The sequence below is a fragment of the Syntrophales bacterium genome, from assembly GCA_030018935.1.
Classification (GTDB): Bacteria; Desulfobacterota; Syntrophia; order Syntrophales; family CG2-30-49-12; genus CG2-30-49-12.
The window spans coordinates 14,379-36,365 of sequence record JASEGZ010000008.1 but is presented as its reverse complement, the minus strand read 5'-3'; the positions used below and the strand labels follow the sequence as shown (position 1 = coordinate 36,365).

Genomic DNA, 21,987 nt, shown 5'->3' with positions numbered 1-21,987 from the left:
AAATGATTTCAATTCTTTTAGCGTTTCAATCCACGCCCCCACGCGGGGGGCGACCCAGGAACGTTGCCACAATCCTGACGGCCATTGATGTTTCAATCCACGCCCCCACGCGGGGGGCGACTTACAACTCATAACTTGTTACAATTTCAAATAATTTACCCTTTATTCCGCGTATATGCCCTATAAAGGTCCATCCAGTCTTCACTTGTCAAAGAACATTTTGCTAAAATCTTATTATATTCGCCTGTTATCCTCAGTGCGAAGCATACGGGAAAATCATGTCCGCATGAGGTTCGCATCAGTCATTTAAACGATCAGCGGCCCTTCCTGATCCAGCGATTTCTTGGCGCCGATATGCTCGACACGGCGTTTCCAGTTCGACCCCAGAAAATAAAATCGCAGACTGTCTTGCTGGGGATCGATTTCATCAATCAACTTCTGCCGCAGGGTCGCCCATTGCGCCGGATCGACAATGCATTCGAAAACGGAGTATTGCACTCTTTGTCCGTAATTCTGACAGGTCTTCGCTACCCGGTGTAACCGTCGCTGTCCCGCTCCACTCACCGTTGATACATCGTAGCTGACAAGAACAAGCATTACGTTCCCTCACTTCCAGATAAACGGCGGATACCCGTCGAGATCGCCCCGAAGATAACGCGCCATCAGCAGGGCCTGCATATGAAACAGCAGACCTATACTCACCTTTTCATCGAGGAAGGGGTGCTGAATTTCCTCTTGTTTCCGCTCCTGGTAGGCGATCAGCACTGTTTTGCGCGTATCGTCCGTCATCATAACCGCCCCGGAGTCCGTCTTGTTAAACCCCTTTCCTTGAACTTGGCGGAGATTGATCAGGGATAGGACCAATCGGTCCGCCAAAAACGGCCGAAATTCCTCCATGAGATCAAGAGCAAGACTGGGTCGGCCTGGTCGGTCCCGGTGAAGGAACCCCACTGCCGGATCAAGCCCAACCGTCTCCAATGCCGAGCGGACATCATGAACAAGCAGAGCATAAATAAAGGAGAGCAGGGCATTGACGTTGTCCAAGGGTGGCCGCCGGTTCCGCTCCTGAAAGGAGAATGCCTCCTTCTGGGCCACGATCAGGTGGTCGAAGACGTTGAAATAGATATGGGCTGCATCCCCCTCGCAACCGCGAAGTGCGTTGAGAGACTGATCCTGATTCAGCAATTCGAGATAGTTGTTCAGGCGCTTTATGGCAAATCCCACCTGATCCGCAGCCAGTTTATCAGCATGATCACGCAGCGCCCGCTGGAGAACCTTCCGGCTGTTGGCGATCTTCCCTGTCAGCACTGACCGGGCTACATCGGCGGAGACCTGTGGGTCATCAGCGCGGCGGTACTGTTCCCGGCGTAAGAGAACGTTGCCGGAAACCGGCCCCTGTACCCGTGCCATAAAGCGACCGTGTTCCGTAAGAAAGCTGATCCCCACGCCCTTTTCGGCGCAGAAGCCCATCAGGAAGGGACTGCACGCGACATTCCCGAAGCAGACGATCCCGCCAATCGTATGCACGGGGAGACGGAGGCGGATCTCCTTTTCCACCTTGACGACGATCGTCTCCCCCTCCTTGGCGAGGTAGGCACCCTGCGTCGTGACAAAAAGGGTGTTAAGAAGTTTCTTCATCCTTTGTTTTCATCTCATTCAGCATGTTTTCAATCTGAATCTTAAGAACAGGCAGGCGATTTTCCATTACGTCCCACACAATATCCCAGTTCACGCCAAAATAAAAATGTATGACCTTATCTCTCATACCGGCAAGTTTTTTCCAGTCAATCGCCCGATGCCTTTTTCTGAACTCAGGCGAGAGGTTCTTTACTGCCTCCCCGATGATCTCCAAACTTCTTGTGCATGCTCTTGTTAATGTCTCGTTCTTTATAAAATCCTCAAAGGCCAACCCCCTTGTTTCACGCATGGTGAAATTAATTTCATCAAAGATATGCCTCAGGAACTGAGCGTCAGACTTCATACCACCTGACCTCCTTTTCCACATAAGGGCGGATATAAGGGCTAAGGCTGCCTTCCGTAATAACATCCACTCGTCTGCCAAGATATTTCTCAAGAGAAAATACGAGATCCATAAAGTTGTCGAAAGTAGGCTTTTCAAAATCTACAAGAAAATCTATATCACTCCGAGATTTTTGCTCGCCACGCACATAGGAGCCAAACACCCCGATCTTTTTGACGGAAAGCCTTTCTAATGTATCGGAATGTTCCCTTAATATGCTGAAAACTTTTTCTGCCGTCAGTTCAAGCTTCTTTCGCGATTTCATTATGTGAGTCCTCCTCGTGTAATCTCATTAATACCACGTAGTAAAAAGAGTGCGCCATTATACCAGTCCCGTCTCCCCCAAGATTCGCGTCAGATAACTCCTCACTGACCGCCGCTTCTGAATCGTCTTCGGCAGGCATTCGGTCACCAGCGTTTGTTACCTAATTTATTGCCTATATTTACTGTTGTTACCTGATTCTTGGTTGTTATCATGTTTATTATCACGTTTATTAGATATTATCGCGTTTCTTCCATTTCGCCCCGCGACCTGTTCCCAGAACTTCCAGCTTTCCTTCCTTCCGCAGTGCCTCAAGTATAAGACGAATCATAGGGCGGCTCACCCCCGAACAGGCACGGACAAGTTCTCCCACGCCGAACTCTTCGGGAAGTTGCTCGATGGCATCTCTCACCCAAGCTGTTTTCGCTCCCCGACTTGAGCGGATAATGCCCACGCGGTTTTCAAATTCTTTGTAAGCGCCAATCAAAATGCCGAGGCTGAACTGCCACCAGGGAAGAATTGCATGCCCTCCCTCATGCCATCTTTCTGAGGCACGATTCAGGACGTTGTAATAGCTCTCCTTGCTATCCTCGATCAGTCGCTCAAGGCTAATGTAGCGACTCACTTCGTAACCGCTCTGATGGAGCAGCAACACGGTAAGCAGCCGGGAGACGCGCCCATTGCCGTCCGTAAAAGGATGAATGCAGAGAAAATCGAGCACAAAGGCATGTATCAACAAAAGACGGTCTATCCGGCCTTCTTCCCACAAGCCGTTAAATCGGCCGCATAGCTCATTCATGTAATAGGGGGTTTCGCGGGCCGTGACAGGGACAAACCGCGTGATCCAGCGACCATCGGGAAGTCTTTCTTCAACGGTATTATCTCGATTCTTCCATCTCCCGGCGGGAAGATCGGTGTGGCTCAACATGTCGCGATGAATCTTCAGGATTGTGTTCGGTGAAATTTTGAAACTTTCATGGGCAGTGTGAATCCGTGACAGGACATTCTTATACCCGACAACCTCAGCCTCCGAACGATTCCTGGGAGTCGCCTCCTTCTCCAGGAGGGGCTTCAATCGCTTTTCTTCTACAATGACGCCTTCGATACGGTTTGACGATTCGGCGCTCTGGATAATGGCGACTTGCTTCAGGGTGTTCAATACCTGGGGGGGCTGCCGTGTATAGAGTTCCTGCTTCCCCCGGTACTCACCCAATAAACGAAGTGTCCCGGCAAATTCCAAAGGAACGGCTTGACGCTCAAGAAAACTGCGATCCAATGATTTCATGCTGCCAACCCTCTAAGTTTTGGGGCATTCAACGACACAGTTCCCACGAAGATATTCTTGTAGAATAGCTGCTTGCGCTCGACCTTCATGGCTCACCCAGCATTCGCGTCAAATAGCTCTTCACCGAACGCCGCTTCTGGATCGTTTTCGGCAAACATTCGGCCACCAGGGAGCAACTTTCGCACCGCTTCGCGTAAACCGGTTTGGGGGTTATGCCGGAGTCAATCAATTCGTGTGCCCTGCGGGCCGTCTCCTCCGTTTCCTGTCTCAGTGCATCATCGAAGACGACATCAAGGCGATGGCGGGTCTGGCCGTAGAAGAGCGCCCCCTCTGGGATCGGCACAGACAACATTTCCTCCAGACACATCGCCTGAGCGCAGAGTTGGACATTGTCACAGTCGTCCGCCTTGGGCTTGCCCCGCTTGTACTCCACAGGAAAGGGAAGATAGGAACCATCCGGCTGACGATGAAATTCCACGACGTCGGCCTTTCCGATCAGTCCCAGGCGCAGTGAGCGCAGCGACACGCCGTAGTCGATCCTAACATCACCCCGGGATTCCCGGCTTTCGTCATGCACATGCTCGTGCATGATCCTGCCTTCGGCGGTAAAACGGTTCTCAGTCCAGACCTGTTCGATGTGGATAAGGGCGCAGCGCCGCGGACAGTATGAATAGTGACTCAGAGCCGATATGGCAATCAATTCATCGTCCATTCACTTAAGCACCTATAGTCTAAACAACGAAATTGTTAGGATCATTTGTCATTTTTAAAATACCTGCCATATAGCCAATGAAATCATCGTAGGCATAATTCCACTTGTATATTCCTGGATGTCCTGAAACTTCGGGAATGCGAAGATTGTCGAGGCGATACCCCCATATTTGCACGGATGTTTTTTGTATATCCCGCCAATCAACCGGGCGATGGGTCTCCATCTTTTCAACCACACTCTGGTCAACGACCACAGTTCGTGTATCAGTTGCGATAACATGGAAGTTCTTTTCAACCTGAGGGAACCGCAAACCTTCTTCAGACTTCAGCAGCGAACTTGAAAAAGTCCCGGCAAGCCGGATTTCACGTTTGAGTGCATTTGTGCAAAGATCGGGGGAAATCGAGCATCCTTCTGATATTAGTCCAATCAGAACCTTCGAGGAATCGCTCATGCCGGGATTCTTTTTCAGGAAGTCTGATTCTTTGAGTAGGATAGTCCAAACATTCTCCGCACTGATATGGTTGTGGCGATTGACCCGCCCTGCGGTTTGAAGCAGGGAAACCAGAGAGGCTGCTTCACGCACCCCTGTCCTGAAAGAAATATCAACTCCGGCCTCGATACAGGATGTGGCTACAAGTGTCCACTCGGTGTCGTGCATATCCGCCAGACGCGATTTAATTCTGGCAAGAGTTCTATCCCGATCAGAAGGTGTAAGCGCTGTGGACAAATGCTCCACAGATGAGCGTTGAAAACACCTTTCATGCTCACGCGCCAAGACTGCCGCGCTTTGCACCGTGTTCAAAATAACGATTCGCGGTCCCGGAAGAGAGGCCACCCATTCCACAAGGTCTCTTTCCCCCAGGGGTATGTCATTGAAGCGGTATATGATCCGTCCTTGTTCGTATTTCGCCAAACGGTCGCGTAATTTCACAGGCATTATTTCTGGAATATCCGATTTTTCCTTATCGAATTCCTCAATTTTCCAAAAACGGTTGAGTGATCCGGATGCAAGAACCCAATAACATGCCCATTCTCGTGCAAATCCCTTGATCCAACGCCATGCCAATGGCAATAGCTTGGCAGGTAGCGCCGCATGGGATTCGTCAATAAAAACCGCGCTGCCTGGCAGGTTGTGCAACCTCCGCAATGTGGCAGGCGTGTTGGATGCCAGCGTTTCGAAAAAAGTGACGGCCGTGGTCACGATGATCGGGGCTTTCCAGAGGGCTGTAAACTTACGACTATGTATATCCTCAAACTCCGCGCGATGATGCAATTCCGCGACAACAAGCTTCGGATCTTCGCCGGGCAGGACGAGCGCATCGCGATATACTTTCACGGACTGCGTAATGATGTTGGTAAAGGGCAAAACGACAATAATTCTTCTAAGTTTTCGTTTCTGCGCTTGCGCCAGCAGATGCGCCATTACAGCCGTGGTTTTACCAGTGCCGACCGGGCTGTCGCAGGAGACGATATTCCCCGGTATGTCAGTATCCCGGCAGGCAGCATAGACTTCTGAACGGAGGCGTGACCGATCATTGTCCTGTTTTAGGGATTCGACATACCGATCCAGCGCCGCCAAACGGTCTACCGGTCGCAATGCAATAAACGGTTCATCGGCACTCTGATCCTGATAGTGGATCGCCGTGTCAGCATGATCCCCGTCAGCAAGACAGGAGAGGGCGATACGGAAGAAAAGAGAAGCATCCCCCATCACTTCACGAAGATTCGGGCTTATATCCGCCGCCGACAACCTTGTCTCTTCATGCATCCGAACCAGTTCGGGGAGTGTTCGATTTACCCTTTCTAAGACACGATCATCCCTGAGAACATTCTTCTCTTTACGGTTCTGCTCTTCAATGAAATCGGGCAAGCCGATGTGATGTGAACGGACGAGAGCCGCACCAGGTGCAACTTGAATCTTATCCAACAGATAAGCAGTTCCGGCATCGGTGTGTTGAACCGGTAGATGTCGTGCCTTCCGTTTTCCGGACAGCACATCCTGATTTTCTACGTCCAACTTCCCCAGATCGTGAAACTCGGCAGCCAGAGGAACGATTTTTCTCAAAAGCTCCCCATCGTGCAATGCGTAATGACCGGTCGCATCAGCCGCCTGACTGGCAAGTTTGACTACGCCGCCGATATGGGCGGCGTAGTCTTGCGCCGGAATGCCCCGCTTCGAGTCGCTGCTGTGAGCAAATAACATCAAACAGCCCCCATCAAGTCGGAAAATGAGACTTTTCCTTTAAGATCATCCGGAAGATCAACCGGTACGCTGTAGTCGTTCCACGAAGTCGAAGGCTGCATCGGATCATTTCCCTTGCGCTTTGGGGTCAGGGCGTCAATCAACTTCCAATCGGCGCAACTTCCAAGCGAGTCCTGGTGTTCCATATACCAGGCATGCCGGATGCGAACATCTGGGCGGATAGCCGAACGGGTGTGATCGTAGGCAAAGGGAATAAGCGCCTTCATCAAATCGACATCCTTCTGTGTGCATCCGGATTTGTGAGCATGGCTCGGATTTACGTAGAATGGCATGCAATACACACCATGCTCGACCACCCGGTATGCCAACGGCGCCATCCCCTGTGTCTTGCCTTCCTCCACCCCAGCTTTGTTCGTATTGGTGTGGCGTTGAATCAGGATGGGGGCTACCGAAAGACCCATCGTAAATTGAGCCACACCTGTCTTGATATATCCCTTGTTGCCGCCTTCTTCGAGAAAGGTATTTCCAAAAAGACGACCATCCCAATACTTCTTGACAAATGGACTATTCAAGAATTCTTTCTGATCAAAATCCTTTATGTCTTTAGCCATTTCAGCGGAGATATCTTTTCTGACGCGTTCCCTCGATTCGAGAATCTTAAACTCGTCCTTGTTCAAACCAAGTTTTTCGCACACGGCCGTAAAGACAGGTCCTTCGGTATTTTCAACCAGGTCGCGGAGTTTTCGCTTGAAGGATACCGGCGAGATTTCGCCGAGACCGTTGGGACGCTGGCGCGGATCACTCTCGCGGTCGGGATCGCCGTTCGGGTTGGAATTCACTACTTCGATGATCAAGAGGCCAGTAGAACGTTTGATATTGTCGTTCATAATTTCTCCTTTCATGAGTTGTTGGTGGGTTCGTCAGTTTGAGTATTGCCGGATATGTAGCCGAGAAGAAGCTGCGCTCTATCGGAATCATTGAGGCGATCAGGTAAAACCGCGTCGCGCAACTTGATTTCGATAAGTCCGAATTCCTTGAGAAAATACCGTGAAAGACCGACTGATTCTGTGGTATTGGTCCGCGCCCATCCCAAGTATGGGGTGATTCGCAAAGCAAGTTGCGCAAGTGCCTGAGTCGGGCTGTCAAGAGCTGCAACCATCAAGGCATTTCCAAGTAATTGAGGCGGCAGATTATTCTTGCGAACTTCCTTACAGTACAGCGCATGAAGGTCATCGGCGAGTTTCAGCATTCTCCCTACCAGATAGGGTGAATTGTTCATATATATCTCCTTTCCGATGCCGAGCTTCCAGAGCAAAAGCCCCAGGATCACCGGCATCAGCTGTTTGTGTTTATTGAATCCATCAAGCTTAATAACCTCATCGCGATGCAGGCTGTTTCCCAATGAAAGGAACAGTCCTTTGCCATTCTGTAATGTTACGGTGAGCAAATGCGGTACCTGTCGCTGCGCTGCAACTTCATCGAGCATCAACTCAATACCTGCCGTTTTAGGAATAGCCTGGAACGGGTATGGCGTTGAATTACCCTTCTTTACTGTTTTCTTATCGCTTTTAACCGAACCTTCCATTTTCCAAACGAGATTAAGGCATTCCGCAATTTGCAGCGGGAACGGTGTCACCGGATCAGCTACAACAGTTTTTCCTTTCTCTTCCCCCCATGACTTTATCCGAATGGATGGAATGTTGGCGCAACCTTGCTGCCATTCCTTTGCAGCTTCTGCCAACCGTTGTGCCGAATAGTTGCGATAAAAAACGACTTTGGTGCGCGCTGTGTCCATCTTGCGCAAGGAAAACACCCGAAGCTGAACATCTTTGAGCGAGGTTGACAGCCCTTTCAGGCAGTCTACGACGTCTTTGGCGTAATTTTCGAAACGCGCTTCTGAATCGTCAGATTTGCTTGCACCAAATAACGCAGCAAGCTTGGGCGGTACTTCTGGCAAAATTTCAGGATAGGCAAAAATTAACTCTTTACCACCTGCCCATCCCCAGGTCTTTCCTTTTCGGTCATCAGAACCAAGCCACTTCAGTGCGCCTTTTGAACGTTTACGACTTTTTGCCCCGATGCGAAAAGATCCTGCATCGACAGTTCCATATCGGTATTGGCAGGGCGACTCTCTGTTCATGGCGCGGAGAATTACTCTCCCGATATAAGGAAGCCTTACTTCAGGAAGTTTGTCTTTGTCACCGCTACTGTCTAAACCAAAAGCATCTTCTTTTTCATATCCAGTTTTTATGCTATGGGCACTTTCTGATTTCAGAAGGCAGTCATTAATGTATTTTATGGTCTTTTCATGGGTTACCGGATATTCCTTCCAGTCCGGCACATCCAGAAACACCGAGACGGTGCCGCGGTCATTCTCGGGTTTCTTGTCTGAAGAACCTTCGTGGATCAGGACAGAAAGCAGGGACAGATCACGACCGTCTTTTTCAAGAGATCTCCAGATATACGATTCTAGAGCCTGAAAGAATTTAATAGAACGCCCATTCCCCCAATCTATGATTCTTTCAAAAAGGTTCTTTAGAGCGTTAAAATCCTTTGGAATATCGGCGCACTTCTCGTGAAGTTCTCGAGGAATCGTCCCGAGACATTTGTCCATTTTCTTGTCGGATTTCGCGTTCCAGTTTTTTGCTTTTTCTTCGACACACCATTCTTTAAGAAGAGTGAAATCAACCGGTTCCTTACCTTCACGCCACTTCTTCAAACGTTTCTTTTTGTCTTCATCCGCAAGACGGTAAAGCGGCTGAATATTGAAGCCGGGGAAGGAATTACCATTGCTGGGCTCCCACTTACGGAGGCGTGCCGCGTTTTCTTTTCTCATAGATTCAATGTCTGAAATGGACCCGTCTGGGCTGATTGAAATCCGATAGCATGGCTTTATTGCTGACACGCTCGGCAAATTCCTCAACTTGTCATGCTCATCGGGTGTTGGAACTACACCCTTCAGAACAACGGAAAGATGATAAAGTTCATTTAGCATGGTGGCCTCCTTCCCCAGAAAACACCATCATCCCCGCAGTGATCTTGACGTCCTGTTCATAGGTGAATGCGCATTTTGACGCGTAGCCTTCGGAAAAAACCTCTCGCAACATGGAGGGGATCACCATATGTATATCGCTCTGAACCCTCGTTGTCTCTCGAAATGCCCCGAAGTAGCTCGGTCCAAACTCCTTCCAGCCAAGAAACGGGATGGTGAAGCATTGCCCCCGCCTGAGGCGACGATTAAAAATTTCCCGATAGGCATGGCCCGGTGACGTTGTTTTCCCATCCCATTGCCGCGCCTTATCAGGAACACAGTTCCTAGCAATATTGGGAGGAGGTAACACTTCTGCGTATAGCCTATAGCAAACATCAATCAGTACCGTTGCCAGAAGCTGGAATCCACCCCCTTCGGCGATGACACGAGATTTTCGAAGCGGACCGCCATAGTTCGTCTGATAGTTGTGGTATTGGACAGGAGCGCATATTTCGACTTTTGTTGGAATGATCTGCACCGCTGGCCCCCAAAGCATCGATTCGAAGATGCCCTTGACGGCCGAGTATGTTGGCGCTGGATAACTTACTGGGCAGTCGCCTGTGTCAGGCCGTGTCCACATAGCGGTGGCCCCGGCTATCTCCAATGCTATTTCGTATTGTTGCATTTGCATACCTCCTTTCCTTAATAAGTTAGTCTCTGGCTACTCGTTTTCGTTTTTCAACGCAACTTTCTGAATACTTTACAATAATAATTAACACATCAAGGAAGTTCCCCAATTTCCTGCTCTGAATTCGTCAACAAAGGAACGGGACAGCTCAGCAACTTGTTTTAGATGATCATCAAGAGGTTGCCACCGATCTGGCGGCCTTCCCGGTAGTGAATGAGCGTATTTCATTTCACTCTTTGTATCCATAACTTAATCATCCTGAAGCAGTTCGGAGTGGTTTAATTTAAGCCACTTTTCCACATCGCTACGGATTTTCCTGGCCAGGAGAAACATTTCTTTCGCTTCCTGATCCGAGATTACGCCGGCCCGTTCATAACCGCCGAGATTCCTTTTTTTACGAAAATGATCAAACTGAATAACGAGGATAGACGATGCGCCAATAGTATTCGTAAGGGATTGGATGACACGATAGTGGTGGGCTTCTCTTGCTGCCCGGTACCCTGATGCGGCTAACGCAGCCGTTGCTGATTGCAGGGCTGCGTTGTAGGCGATATTCAATCTCCATTCCGGACTCAAGCCGCTTACCTGACAGTCTGTCAGGTCTCGATCAGCCACAGCCAGGAGATCCTTAATTTCCTGTGGAGTTGTCTTGTGAGGCTTTAGCCATCCATTATTTAGCCAGTCTTGCAAGGTCATGTTCGTCTCCAATGAGGAACCATTTGTCCCCCTCAAGAACGGACTGTAAGAAATGATGCCCCTTTACCAGTTTGTCTTTGAATTCTTTGACAGGATAAACTGAAGGATTAATCTCGCGATTCAAGTTCTGCTGTGCCGGGCTGAGTGCAGCAACCACGTCGGCAAAGCTCACATCCCCGATGATCATGATATCCACATCACTGCTTTTGGATTCATCGCTGCGGGCTAAAGACCCATAAATAAATGCTATGCGGATACGTTCCGCGAGTGGGACAAGGACCATCTTCAATATATCGCCCATGCCGGCAGTCTTCATGATCAGACTTTTCAGCTCTGCAAATACCGGACATTGAGGGTTGGCTTGATAATATATCTGCTTTCCCTTTTCGATACGTCTGATAATACCCGCCTCTGCAAGGGTTTTCAGTTCCCGCTGGATAGCGCCCATGCCGCCCCCGGCTATACGGGCAAGTTGTCGCAGGTAGAATGTCTCATCGGCGTGTCCATAAACAAGGGACAAAACGGTTCGCCGCGTCTTACTAAAGAGGGTAAGAGACAAATTATCATTTATAGAATATGAACTCATAATGGGTGCAATTGTACCTCTTTCAGGTTCATTGTCAAGAATATCTTGATACCCTTATCTGTAGTCTTGCGTTGTAAGGCATGCTGAAGGCCCAGTCGCGGTCTACAGGCATCAAGCCGACAATCTGAAAAACTGCAGGAAACTGCGCCGTTTCAACATGGGACCTTCCACGGCATAACCAGGTGCATGAATGACGTTCAGGGGAATGCGTAAGCTGTTTTCGGACAAGCGCCTTCAGAGGCCGTTGCGCCTTCGCCGGTCGATCTGTTTCAAGTATTCGGTGAAGAGCGTGGCATTTGCCTCCTTCATCTCCCGGCGGACTTCCGCAAAATCAATTCCTTTGATCATCCTTAGAAAAGGTTCATTGTTGCACAGGACGATGCCTTTGAGAAACAGTTTGGCAGCGAGGGAGGGCGAAGGCGTCCGGACGAAGGTTTTCTTCAGCTTGAAATACCCGTCAGTAAAGGTCTTGAACTCTTCCCAGAGCCGGATCTGCTTCGGCCTGAAAAGCCCCTGGACATAGGCATAAGCGGGAAGCCATTCGCAGGCGAGCGATGGATCACAGTCATATTCCTCCGGCAGCCGCTCCAGGAGATTTTTCAGTTGGTCATCCCGGAGATGGTTCCAGTCGAGGACGACCGGGTCGATCAGGCAGGCTTCGAAATAGACCTGACGGGCAACCTCCCGGTCGCCCCGCATCAGGTAGGCATCGCCCAGATAGCCATAGATTGTCGCATTGTCCGGCGTCGCAATCAGGCACGCCTGAAGGGAGCGGATCGCCCGATCGTGGTCTCCGGTCTGGAGATGCGCATAGCCGACGGGAATCCCGTCGGCAAGGAAGGCGCTGTCCGCCAGACGACTCTCTTCGATCGCGGCGACGATCTTGTGGAAGAAGGGGCGCCGGAGTTCATCGTCGGTCGGGCTGCCGGGGCCAAGTGAACGGCAAAATGCCTCGAAAGAGCGCCATAATTGAAAGAGATACAAAGGACGGTCGGGACCGGACGGCGGCGCGGTGGATAACCCCTCTCTAAGGAAAGAGGCAATTTTGAACTTCCTTTCCACATCTTCGCCGCCACGATAGAGATCCCTGTAACGTTTCAGCGACTCCAGGGCATCGTCGAGACGCAGCGCCTTTAAGGTCGCCGCGGCATCGTTGATCAACATGTATTTGTCCTCGAAAAGCGGGATCTGTTCCATTTTCATAGGCTGTTTCTGATCGATAATGATCGCAAGCGCATGGGCTTTCTCCTCCCTAAGCGCTCTTCACCAACAAAGGAGGTGAACCGACAAACACTGCCCTACAATAAACCTGTAAACCTGGAACAAGGATGGGGGTGGCACACTTTTCAATTACCAAAACTGGCACAGTTTTTACTTTACCATTGACACCCCTCCTTCAAACCTAACCCTGGAATGCCTGCATCGCCTCTTCTACAAGGAGTTCCCCGCATCCTTTATACTTTGGCGAGAAATGGAACAGTGAAATCCTCTTGACTCCCGCCATACGTGCCAGAGTCCCTGCCTGTAAGGCCGTAAGATGGTACTTCTTCGCCGCACTATCGGCATCATCGTGGAGAAAAGTCGCCTCGATAAATAACAGATCGGACCCCTCGGCCAGAGCGACAATCTTGCGACGATTTTCATCATTATAGATAGCATCGGTGATATACGTTATCTTCTGACCGGGTGTTATCTTGACTATCGTCGCCTTCAATTCGCCCAGGGGAATAATCTTTTCCCTTGTTTCCTGTCCCCCTTCTCTCCAGCTAACCTTGACCGGCGTATCATCATCGTCACCGGAAAGAACATGATTCTTCAATTTCATCAACCATGCCCCTACGGGAAGTCCCATCTCCTGCAATACATTTTTTTTGATGTTAACACGGCTCTTCTCTTCAAATCGGAAGGCGAGACAGGGTATCTTGTGATCGAGGAATGTCCCCCGGACAGAGAAGAGGCTCCCCTCCACAAGGGTGCCATCAAAACCCTCCTCTTCCGCCACCATCTCCGGCTTGAAGGCCGTCCGGCAGTGATAGCATCTGGTTAATTTGCCCTCTGGATGTACCTCTGTTATTAAGAGGGCAAAATCATTCGTGTAGTTTTCCACAAGATTCCAGGTATAGGCCCCGATCTTGTTTTCCACTTGCTTGTGGAAACCGGGGGGACCGAACAGGGAGATATGCCGGTCCCGCCCCAGGCAAACCCTTAATAAATGGTCGAAGCCGATGAAATGGTCCATGTGGGTATGGGAAACAAAGATATGGCTGATCTTGAGAAGTTTTCGCGGGGGAAGGAGGTGAAGGTCACCCAGGTCAAAGAGCAGGGCCTCGTTCCGGTACTTAAATTCAATATATACCCCGGGGTCACCGAAGGGGTCATTAATCAGGGAGGCGTTAAACATGTTGTATCTTCTATCTCAATTTACTGTAACCATTCAGGTTCAAAGTCCCGGGGTTTACGGTTCAAGGTTAGACTGATGAAATATGAAGAGCGCAAGCCAACCAACCATGAACCTGACGATCTAAGTAGTTACATAATATCACAGCTTTTTTGCAAAATTCAACTTGACTTTCTTTTTGATATGCGTAAAAAATATGAACCCTAACGTGAAGAGACTGTAGAATCTTGTCTGTTCCTGATTATAAAAAAACTCACACTGGAGAGGAGAGCTTTAAATATTGAAGGGATACATCAAAATAAACAGGGAGCTTTGCAAGGAATGTCACCTTTGCATTCATGCATGCAAAAAAGGTCATATTGTTCCCGCGAAGGAATATAATGCGAAGGGGTATCGTCCCGTCCGTTTCGCAAACGATGGAGATCAGAAATGCACAGGGTGTGCCCTGTGTGCCATAACCTGTCCGGAAATCGCTATCGAGGTTTATCGTGAATAAGGTACTTATGCAGGGTAATAAGGTGATTGGTGAGGCTGCCATCAGGGCCGGATGCCGGTTTTATGCCGGCTATCCCATCACGCCACAGAATGAATTGCCGGAGTACATGGCAGAAAACATGTGCCGGGTAAAAGACGGCGTATTCATCCAGTCTGAGAGCGAAATCGCAGCGATCCATATGGTTGCCGGCGCCAGCGCTGCCGGAGCCAGAACTATGACATCGTCTTCCAGTCCTGGTATCTCTTTAAAACAGGAAGGAATATCCTCCATGGCCGCCTGTGAACTCCCCGGCGTCATCGTTAATATGATGAGGGGCGGGCCAGGTCTCGGTAATATCAGCCCGGCCCAGGGAGATTATTTTCAGGCAACAAGGGGAGGCGGACACGGTGATTATCGGACGATCGTCCTTGCCCCGGCTACCGGTCAGGAACTGGCCGATCTGACCATGGACGCCTTTGACCTGGCCGATGAATACCGGATGCCCGTTATGATCCTGGCCGATGGGATGATGGGGCAGATGATGGAACCCGTTGTCTTCAAGGAACCGAAACTGAGACAATACAGGGAAAGATATGTCCTTAAGGGAGCTGGCGCCGGTAAGAGCAGGTTCATCAGGGGTCTTATCCTGGACCCGCGGGCCATGGAGGAGCACAACTGGAAGCTGGCCAGAAAATATGAGGTGATTACACAAAGGGAGACGAGGCACGAGGCGTTCAACACGAAAGATGCGGAACTGATTGTGACGGCCTATGGTACGGCGGCCAGGATTGCCAAAGGGGCGATCAAGCGGTTGCGTGATACCGGCTTAAAGATTGGTTTATTTCGTCCCATTACCCTGTGGCCATTTCCCGCGCGGGAACTTCAGGAACTCTCCAGAAGGACAGAAGAATTTTTTGTTTTTGAGCTGAGTACCGGTCAGATGATTGAGGATATCTACCTCGCCCTCTGTGGTCAGGGGCATGTTAACTTTTACGGCCGGCCGGGTGGGGTAGTGCCGACACCTGTGGAACTTGCCCATGTGATTGCCCGTCAGTACCCCAAGAAAGACAGGCATCACGAATGATTTTGACGTCTCTCAGACAGGGGGTCACCTTCTCATGACAAAAAAAGTATTCGGTAAACCGAAGTGTTTAAAGGAAAACGTCTTTCACTACTGTGCCGGATGCGGTCACAGCATTGTACACCGCCTGATCGCAGAAGTAATTGACGAACTCGATATCAGGGGGATCACGATAGGTGTCCCCCCGGCGGGATGTGCCGTTCTGGCCTACAACTATTTTGATATTGACATGATAGAGGCACAACACGGGAGGGCCCCTGCCATGGCCACGGGTATCAAGAGAACGCTGCCCGATCGAGTGGTCTTTTCTTATCAGGGGGACGGAGACATGGCCGCCATCGGAATAGCGGAAAGTTTCCATGCAGCAAACCGGGGTGAGAACATCACCGTCATCTTTATTAATAACGCTGTCTACGGTATGACCGGCGGGCAGATGGCGCCCACCACCCTGTTAGGGCAGAGGACAACAACCTCCCCCTCGGGAAGAGATAAGACGAAGGATGGTTATCCCATCCGGGTCAGCGAAGTTCTCTCATGTCTTCCCGGCACAACCTTTATCGAAAGGTGTACCGTCAACTCACCTCCCAACATCATCAAGGCCAAAAAGGCGATTAAAAAGGCCTTTCAGTATCAGATTGACGGTCTCGGTTTCTCCATGATCGAGGTCCTGTCGCCCTGCCCCACAAACTGGAAGATGACACCCATCGCCGCCTGCAAGTGGATAGATGATGTGATGAGCAAGGAATTTCCCCTCGGTATCATTAAGGACATCAAATCATCGGATAAGGGGGAGAAGAGTCATGTTAGTTAAGACGATATTCTCCGGATTCGGGGGGCAGGGGGTATTGATGATGGGGCATAGTCTTGCCCACGGGGCAATGATGGAAGGCTACCAGGTTACCTACCTGCCGTCCTACGGGGCAGAGGTCAGGGGCGGAACAGCCAACTGCACCGTCGCGGTGGCGGATGAGGAGATTGCCTCCCCCATCGCCTCGGAGCCAAATTATATCGTTGTCATGAACACCCCTTCGTTATATACGTTTCAGAACAGGGTTGCCTCCGGGGGGAGTCTCTTTTTAAATTCTTCCATCATCGAGATCCGTCCCAGCCGAAAGGACATTGAGGTCTATGAGATTCCCTGCATAGAAATTGCGGAGAAGATGGGCAATCAAAGGGCGGCAAATATCGTCATGATGGGTGCATTTCTTAGAAAGACCGCTCTCGTATCACCTGATGTCTACCTGAAAAGCCTGGAGACGATCATGGGAAGCAAGAAGAAAACGATCGCCGATGCCAACCGGGCGGCGTTTGCTGCCGGTTATGAATTACTGGCCACTCCGCAGGCCGGACGTAAAGCGGTCAGAAAAAAGCCTTCCGCAGGATAGAAGGTTATAAGGCAAGTCGTAAGTCTTAAGTCGTAAGTCAAAAGACGTATGACTGATGACTGATGTTTTATAAGGAGTATACGGAAAATGGCTGTCAAGCAAATCTCGGTACTACTGGATAATGTTCCCGGAACCTTATCCAGGCTTGCCTCTATATTGGATAGAGAAGATATCACCACAAAGGCTGTTCTTTCTGCCAGTACAACTGAAAACAGCATGGTACGGCTCGTGGTCAATGATCCGGAAAGGGCCGCCACCGTTCTTGAAAGTTTTAATTTCAATTACGAGATGACGCCCGTCTTAGCCGCGGAGGTTCCCCTCCACCCCGGTGGTATGGATGCCATTTTGAAACATCTTGCCGAGGCGGAGATTAACATCCACTATCTCTATACAACGATCAACAGAATCGGGAAAGAGACCATTGTGATCCTGGGAGTTGACAGAATCGAAGAGGCTAAGGAGGTTTTGCAGCAAAACTGGATCCATCTTATTGGTGAGGAAATATACGCCATTTAAGATGAACCTGAAGTGAGCTAAAGTGCCTAAAATGCCTAAAGTGAGCTAAAGTGAATTTTTTAACTTCCCACTTTAGACACTTCCAACTTTTTCTGCTGACTATGCTGATGGAAAAAGAAATGCAAATCGCCTCCCTGATCCAGGGAGATATACCTCTCATCAAGCGCCCCTTTAAACATATCGGAGAGCTAACGGGTAGCGGGGAGCAAGAGGTCCTCGGGATCATCGAAGATATGATGGAAGGGGGGGTGATCCGGAAGTTCGGCGCTATTTTGCGTCACCAGAAGGCGGGCTTTAAGCGAAATGCCATGCTCCTCTGGGCAGTCCCTCCCTCGAGGAGCGAGGCCGTGGGAAATATACTGGCCTCTTCTCCGGAAATTACCCATTGCTACCAGAGAACCCCGGCCTTTGCAGGGAAATACAACATCTTCACCATGATCCACCTCCGGGATAACGGGCACGACCTTTGGGATAATGAATACGAATTGCTGATCCAGAGATTATCATCAGCTACGGGTATAGAAGACTATCTCCTCCTCGTCAGCGAAGAAGAGTTTAAGAAAAACAGTATGGAGTATTTTTAAGATGAAGAGTTCCTCCCGGGGGCTTTTTGAAGAGGCGAAGAAATACATGCCGGGAGGCGTCAATAGCCCTGTGAGGGCCTTTGGGGCCGTAGATGCAACACCCCTCTTTATCAGTGAAGCCCGCGGTGCAAAGATCTATGACGTGGAGGGGAGGGAGTATATTGATTACCTTTTGTCCTGGGGACCGATGATCCTCGGTCACAGCCATCCGGCGGTCATCGAGGCCATCAATCAGGCTGCAAGACGGGGGACAAGCTACGGGGCGCCGACGGAACTCGAGATTGAGATGGCAAGATTACTCGTAGATGCCTTCCCCTCTGTGGAAATGGTCAGAATGGTGAGTTCCGGGACGGAGGCGGCGATGACCGCCATCAGGCTGGCCCGTGGTTATACAGGCAGAGAAAAGATTATCAAATTCGAGGGGTGTTATCACGGCCATGCCGACTCCCTACTGGTCAAGGCCGGTTCCGGTGTGGCAACTCTCGGTATCCCGGGGAGTCCAGGTGTACCCCGAGGACTTGCCGAATTAACCATCACCCTTCCCTTCAACGACACGGGGGCCGTCCGCTCCGCCGTCAAACAATATGGTGACGATCTGGCCTGTATTATCGTAGAACCGGTAGCGGGAAACATGGGTGTCGTTTCTTCCATGCCCGGGTTTCTTGAAACGCTGAGAGAAATCACCAGTCAGCATAATATCCTCCTTATCTTTGATGAAGTCATCACCGGTTTCAGACTGACCTATGGTGGTTTCCAGAACCTTGCCGGCATCAAACCTGATCTGACTTGCCTGGGAAAGATTATTGGAGGGGGGCTTCCCGTGGGCGCCCTCGGCGGGAGAAAGGATATTATGGAAAAGCTGGCGCCATCAGGCCCTGTCTATCAGGCAGGTACCCTCTCCGGGAATCCCGTAGCCGTATCAGCCGGTATTGCCACCCTGGAGATACTTCGGGAGGGCGCCACCGGTTATGGCGAAACCAACCGGAGGACCTCCCTTCTCTGTGAGGGGATGAAAGAGCTATTTACCAAAAACGCAATTCCCGTTTGTATCAATCGGATCGGTTCTATGTTTACCGTTTTTTTTACCCCCCATCCAGTTTTCAACTTCAGTTCAGCAACGAGAAGTGATACGAGACGCTTTGGCAGTTTCTTCAGGGAGATGTTAGCCAATCAAATCTACATGGCGCCTTCCCAGTTCGAGGCCTCTTTTCTCTCGTTTGCCCATACGGATGAAGACATAGAGAAAACCCTTGCCGCCTGTGAAAGGGCGCTGCACCAGATTTGATGATGAGTAATAAGCTGTAGTATACTTGTGCTGAATGAATCAAAAAAAAGATTGGGTGCGATACAAAAAAAAACGGTCGTTGTTCTGTTTTTTCTGCTTCTATTAAGTTTAATTTATAGGTCAACAAAAATATCTTTAGGAGTAGCCATGGGGGGGTGCCTGTCACTTATAAACGTAGGGGTATTGGGCAGGATAATAGAAAGCATTTTCTCTCAAGAAAACCCATCCAAAGCACTGATAGTGTGGCAATATGTGATAAAACTTATAGTGTTATTTGGCACAATTTATCTATTAGTAACCTACCACTTAGTAAATATTATTGCTTTTATTGTCGGATTTTCGGCTTTTTTGTTTGCCTTACTCTGGGAGGGCCTTTTTCCTTCGAGAGAGCCAACGGGGCAATAACATCTTCGGGCTCCTTAAAACTGATTTCAGGAGAAATCAAATCGCTTACCAAAAAGTAAAACAATTAGGGGTCTTGTTTGCTCTAACTGTGGAGATGGGCACTTCCATGGTGGGCGGTATTGTGGTGGGATACTATTTAGACAGAGCACTGAATACTTCTCCCTGGTTATTCTGGATATTTTTTTTGAGCGGTCTGGTTGTGGGGGTAAAAACAGCCATTTTTATTGTAAAAAAATACAAAAAACTTTTTTAGTAGCCAGCAAAATACCCTTGACAACCAATATCGTGTATGGTACAGACCGCCCTGCTATTCATCAGGGATGAGTAGTCATGTAAAGGCTACCAATCTGATTCGGGGAAAGTAATTTTTATGGAGCATGGGTTTACCTGGTTTTCATTGATTCCTTTTGTTTCTCATTCTGAAGAAAGACTACTAATTGTCACCACTATCTTTGTGGGAATTATTCTCTTTATAATCTGCAGGAAGGTCTTAAGTTCTATCAAAAATTCTCCTCATCCTTTCATTCCTAAGGAGGCGATAACATTTCAGAATTTCTTTGAGTTAGTGGTTCAGGCTGCCCTGAACATAATGAGAGAGATAATTGGACCTTCAGCAGAAAAATACTTTCCTTTAATCGGGAGTTTATTTGTCTTTATTCTCTTCTGTAACCTTCTGGGGGTTATTCCTGGTTTCCTTCCTCCTACCAGCAATATCTATACGAACGCTGCCTGCGCCATAATTGTCTTTTTATATTATAATTATCAGGGATTTAAGGTGCACGGCATTGGGTATTTAAAACAATTTGCTGGTCCGCTGATCTGGATAGCGCCATTGATGTTTGTCATTGAAATATTAAGTCACCTTTTCCGACCTTTTTCGTTATCAGTGAGGCTTTTTGGAAATATATTTGGTGATCATACTGTTTTGGCTATTTTTTCTGGTTTAGTCCCCCTGGTCGTGCCGGTCATATTCTTGATTTTAGGCTTAGCCGTTGCTCTGATCCAGGCCTTTATTTTTGCTGCTCTGTCAACAGTGTACATAGGTTTAGCTGTTTCTCATGAACATTAAATTAAAAGAATGAAAGGAGGTTTTGGAAATCATGGGGAAATGGAAAATGGTGGTGATGGTTATCGGGGTTTTAATGGCGATTTCAACAAGTTGTTTTGCTGCAGAAGAAGCGAAAACCACCACAATGGGTATGGGATTAGTAGGACTTGGCGCTGGTTTGGCCATTGGTTTGGCTGCATTTGGCGGGGGACTTGGTCAAGGTAGAGCTGCGGGTTCCGCCTTGGAAGGAATAGCGAGGAATCCCGGGGCGGCTGATAAGATGTTTGTTCCCCTGATCTTAGGATTGGCTCTGATAGAATCCTTAGTTTTATACGCCTTTGTTATCTCTTTCTTCCTCCAGGGAAAAGTTTAAAAGATGCTTCCTTCCATAAACATCTCTCTGCTTGTTATTCAAGGGGTTATCTTTCTTCTTGTCCTGTGGTTTTTAAACAGGAACCTTTTTAAACCTATATTGAAGATACTACACGAGAGGGATGAGAGGACGGAAGGATTTTTACAAAAATCCGAGGAGATGGAAGAGAAGGCAAAAGAAACTTTTGCGGAATATACGGAAAAGCTGCGCCAGGCCAGAAGGGAAACTTTGGCAATAAAGAAAAAGCACATCCTGGAAGGCGCAGAAAGAAGAGAGGAAATCTTTGGTAGAGTTAGACAGGAAATCAACGTTTTTCTTGAGGAGATAAGGGGCAAAATATCAGAAGAAACGGAATCGTCCCGGAAAGCTCTCTATCAGCAGATAGAAACTCTGGGGGGGGCAATAGCCGAGAAGGTCTTGGGAAGAAGCGTCCAGATATGAAAATTCTTTTTTACACAGTAGCAATAGCTCTAATAGCGGTGACGGAAGCGGTCGCGGGCGCCTCTCAGGAAGAATATGGAGGCTCATCCCTATGGCCGTTTGTTTTTCAAGTAATTAACTTTCTTCTCCTTCTTTTTGTGCTGTACAAATTAGCTCTTCCCAGAGCAAAGGGTTTTTTCGCTGAGCGGAGCCAAAAGATTCATCTCTCTTTAAAAGAAGCTGAAGAAGCTAAAAGTTTGGCCGAAAAAAAGTTGAGGGAATATGAAGAAAAGTTGATCGCCTTAGATAGAGAAGTGGAAGACATTCGGAATTTGGCAGAAAAGGAAGGACAGGCAGAGAAAGAAAGGATAATTGCAGAAGCGGAAAAAGAAGCGGAATCGTTAAAAAAGCAGGCAAAAGGTATTGCAGAACAGGAAATAAGAAGAGCCAAAGAGGAACTGAGAAGAGAAGTGGCAAGATTATCCCTGGAGAAGGCAGAGAAAATAATTAAAGATACGATAAAGGAAAGCGATCAAGAGTGCCTTATTGTTGATTACACTAAAGAGATAACATCTCCACCATGTTGAGCAAAAA

At 49.0% G+C, this 21,987-nt stretch carries 27 protein-coding genes; 12 read left to right on the top strand and 15 right to left on the bottom strand.

The genetic code is table 11. The features are described 5' to 3' along the window. Nucleotides 1-306 precede the first annotated feature (306 nt). The 15 genes from cas2 to QMD03_02975 all read right to left on the bottom strand — a co-directional run bounded on the left by cas2 (nucleotide 307) and on the right by QMD03_02975 (nucleotide 13,824). A complete protein-coding gene (cas2, locus tag QMD03_03045) occupies nucleotides 307-597 on the bottom strand; it encodes a CRISPR-associated endonuclease Cas2 (protein MDI6776207.1) in 291 nt (96 codons plus the stop codon). Between the two features lie 9 nt (nucleotides 598-606). Beyond that, nucleotides 607-1,638, bottom strand: a complete 1,032-nt coding sequence (gene cas1c / locus QMD03_03040) for a type I-C CRISPR-associated endonuclease Cas1c (protein MDI6776206.1) — start codon at nucleotides 1,636-1,638, stop codon at nucleotides 607-609. Continuing rightward, a complete protein-coding gene (locus tag QMD03_03035) occupies nucleotides 1,622-1,981 on the bottom strand; it encodes a DUF86 domain-containing protein (GenBank protein ID MDI6776205.1) in 360 nt (119 codons plus the stop codon). The genes cas1c and QMD03_03035 overlap by 17 nt, the downstream gene beginning before the upstream one ends. After that, the gene (locus tag QMD03_03030) at nucleotides 1,971-2,285 is read right to left on the bottom strand and encodes a nucleotidyltransferase family protein (GenBank protein ID MDI6776204.1); all 315 of its coding nucleotides are present in this window, start codon (nucleotides 2,283-2,285) and stop codon (nucleotides 1,971-1,973) included. Before QMD03_03030 ends, QMD03_03035 begins: the two co-directional genes overlap by 11 nt. Before the next feature lie 229 nt (nucleotides 2,286-2,514). Beyond that, complete coding sequence (locus QMD03_03025; protein ID MDI6776203.1) at nucleotides 2,515-3,567, bottom strand: Fic family protein; 1,053 nt, start codon at nucleotides 3,565-3,567, stop codon at nucleotides 2,515-2,517. Between the two features lie 85 nt (nucleotides 3,568-3,652). After that, complete coding sequence (cas4, locus tag QMD03_03020; GenBank protein MDI6776202.1) at nucleotides 3,653-4,279, bottom strand: CRISPR-associated protein Cas4; 627 nt, start codon at nucleotides 4,277-4,279, stop codon at nucleotides 3,653-3,655. A gap of 19 nt (nucleotides 4,280-4,298) precedes the next feature. Next, nucleotides 4,299-6,482: a DEAD/DEAH box helicase family protein gene (locus tag QMD03_03015; GenBank protein MDI6776201.1), complete on the bottom strand. Its 2,184-nt coding sequence runs from the start codon at nucleotides 6,480-6,482 to the stop codon at nucleotides 4,299-4,301. Beyond that, nucleotides 6,482-7,369 carry a type I CRISPR-associated protein Cas7 gene (locus tag QMD03_03010; GenBank protein ID MDI6776200.1) on the bottom strand — a complete coding sequence of 296 codons (888 nt, stop codon included), beginning with the start codon at nucleotides 7,367-7,369 and terminating at the stop codon, nucleotides 6,482-6,484. The genes QMD03_03015 and QMD03_03010 overlap by 1 nt, the downstream gene beginning before the upstream one ends. A gap of 11 nt (nucleotides 7,370-7,380) precedes the next feature. Beyond that, on the bottom strand, nucleotides 7,381-9,477 hold the full coding sequence (locus QMD03_03005) for a hypothetical protein (GenBank protein ID MDI6776199.1): 2,097 nt from the start codon (nucleotides 9,475-9,477) through the stop codon (nucleotides 7,381-7,383). Continuing rightward, a complete protein-coding gene (gene cas5, locus QMD03_03000; protein MDI6776198.1) occupies nucleotides 9,467-10,138 on the bottom strand; it encodes a CRISPR-associated protein Cas5 in 672 nt (223 codons plus the stop codon). The genes QMD03_03005 and cas5 overlap by 11 nt, the downstream gene beginning before the upstream one ends. Before the next feature lie 87 nt (nucleotides 10,139-10,225). Then, nucleotides 10,226-10,387, bottom strand: coding sequence for a hypothetical protein (locus QMD03_02995; GenBank protein MDI6776197.1), 162 nt, complete (start codon nucleotides 10,385-10,387; stop codon nucleotides 10,226-10,228). Between the two features lie 3 nt (nucleotides 10,388-10,390). After that, nucleotides 10,391-10,837 (bottom strand): hypothetical protein, encoded by a 447-nt coding sequence (locus tag QMD03_02990; GenBank protein ID MDI6776196.1) that lies wholly within the window; start codon nucleotides 10,835-10,837, stop codon nucleotides 10,391-10,393. After that, the gene (locus QMD03_02985) at nucleotides 10,812-11,357 is read right to left on the bottom strand and encodes a nucleotidyltransferase domain-containing protein (GenBank protein MDI6776195.1); all 546 of its coding nucleotides are present in this window, start codon (nucleotides 11,355-11,357) and stop codon (nucleotides 10,812-10,814) included. Before QMD03_02985 ends, QMD03_02990 begins: the two co-directional genes overlap by 26 nt. Nucleotides 11,358-11,657: 300 nt before the next feature. After that, a complete protein-coding gene (locus tag QMD03_02980; GenBank protein ID MDI6776194.1) occupies nucleotides 11,658-12,626 on the bottom strand; it encodes a tetratricopeptide repeat protein in 969 nt (322 codons plus the stop codon). A 199-nt stretch (nucleotides 12,627-12,825) separates the two neighbouring features. Beyond that, entirely contained in the window at nucleotides 12,826-13,824 is a 999-nt protein-coding gene (locus tag QMD03_02975; GenBank protein ID MDI6776193.1) for an MBL fold metallo-hydrolase, read from the bottom strand. 277 nt (nucleotides 13,825-14,101) lie between these two features. Here QMD03_02975 and QMD03_02970 point away from each other — a divergent pair, with 277 nt between their 5' ends. The 12 genes from QMD03_02970 to atpF all read left to right on the top strand — a co-directional run bounded on the left by QMD03_02970 (nucleotide 14,102) and on the right by atpF (nucleotide 21,980). Continuing rightward, nucleotides 14,102-14,317, top strand: coding sequence for a ferredoxin (locus QMD03_02970; protein ID MDI6776192.1), 216 nt, complete (start codon nucleotides 14,102-14,104; stop codon nucleotides 14,315-14,317). Continuing rightward, nucleotides 14,310-15,380, top strand: coding sequence for a 3-methyl-2-oxobutanoate dehydrogenase subunit VorB (vorB, locus tag QMD03_02965; GenBank protein MDI6776191.1), 1,071 nt, complete (start codon nucleotides 14,310-14,312; stop codon nucleotides 15,378-15,380). Before QMD03_02970 ends, vorB begins: the two co-directional genes overlap by 8 nt. A gap of 34 nt (nucleotides 15,381-15,414) precedes the next feature. Next, nucleotides 15,415-16,188: a thiamine pyrophosphate-dependent enzyme gene (locus QMD03_02960; protein ID MDI6776190.1), complete on the top strand. Its 774-nt coding sequence runs from the start codon at nucleotides 15,415-15,417 to the stop codon at nucleotides 16,186-16,188. Further along, nucleotides 16,178-16,762 carry a 2-oxoacid:acceptor oxidoreductase family protein gene (locus QMD03_02955; protein ID MDI6776189.1) on the top strand — a complete coding sequence of 195 codons (585 nt, stop codon included), beginning with the start codon at nucleotides 16,178-16,180 and terminating at the stop codon, nucleotides 16,760-16,762. Before QMD03_02960 ends, QMD03_02955 begins: the two co-directional genes overlap by 11 nt. An 87-nt stretch (nucleotides 16,763-16,849) precedes the next feature. Then, nucleotides 16,850-17,278, top strand: a complete 429-nt coding sequence (locus QMD03_02950) for a hypothetical protein (GenBank protein MDI6776188.1) — start codon at nucleotides 16,850-16,852, stop codon at nucleotides 17,276-17,278. Nucleotides 17,279-17,385: 107 nt separating this feature from the next. Beyond that, nucleotides 17,386-17,862: a hypothetical protein gene (locus tag QMD03_02945; protein ID MDI6776187.1), complete on the top strand. Its 477-nt coding sequence runs from the start codon at nucleotides 17,386-17,388 to the stop codon at nucleotides 17,860-17,862. 1 nt (nucleotide 17,863) lies between these two features. Then, complete coding sequence (gene hemL / locus QMD03_02940; GenBank protein ID MDI6776186.1) at nucleotides 17,864-19,147, top strand: glutamate-1-semialdehyde 2,1-aminomutase; 1,284 nt, start codon at nucleotides 17,864-17,866, stop codon at nucleotides 19,145-19,147. Between the two features lie 478 nt (nucleotides 19,148-19,625). Further along, nucleotides 19,626-19,805 carry an AtpZ/AtpI family protein gene (locus QMD03_02935; GenBank protein MDI6776185.1) on the top strand — a complete coding sequence of 60 codons (180 nt, stop codon included), beginning with the start codon at nucleotides 19,626-19,628 and terminating at the stop codon, nucleotides 19,803-19,805. A gap of 144 nt (nucleotides 19,806-19,949) precedes the next feature. Further along, nucleotides 19,950-20,621: a F0F1 ATP synthase subunit A gene (gene atpB / locus QMD03_02930; protein MDI6776184.1), complete on the top strand. Its 672-nt coding sequence runs from the start codon at nucleotides 19,950-19,952 to the stop codon at nucleotides 20,619-20,621. A gap of 31 nt (nucleotides 20,622-20,652) precedes the next feature. Next, nucleotides 20,653-20,973 (top strand): ATP synthase F0 subunit C, encoded by a 321-nt coding sequence (locus tag QMD03_02925; GenBank protein ID MDI6776183.1) that lies wholly within the window; start codon nucleotides 20,653-20,655, stop codon nucleotides 20,971-20,973. Nucleotides 20,974-20,976: 3 nt separating this feature from the next. Continuing rightward, nucleotides 20,977-21,414, top strand: coding sequence for an ATP synthase F0 subunit B (locus QMD03_02920; GenBank protein MDI6776182.1), 438 nt, complete (start codon nucleotides 20,977-20,979; stop codon nucleotides 21,412-21,414). Then, nucleotides 21,411-21,980 (top strand): F0F1 ATP synthase subunit B, encoded by a 570-nt coding sequence (atpF, locus tag QMD03_02915; GenBank protein MDI6776181.1) that lies wholly within the window; start codon nucleotides 21,411-21,413, stop codon nucleotides 21,978-21,980. The genes QMD03_02920 and atpF overlap by 4 nt, the downstream gene beginning before the upstream one ends. Nucleotides 21,981-21,987 lie beyond the last annotated feature (7 nt).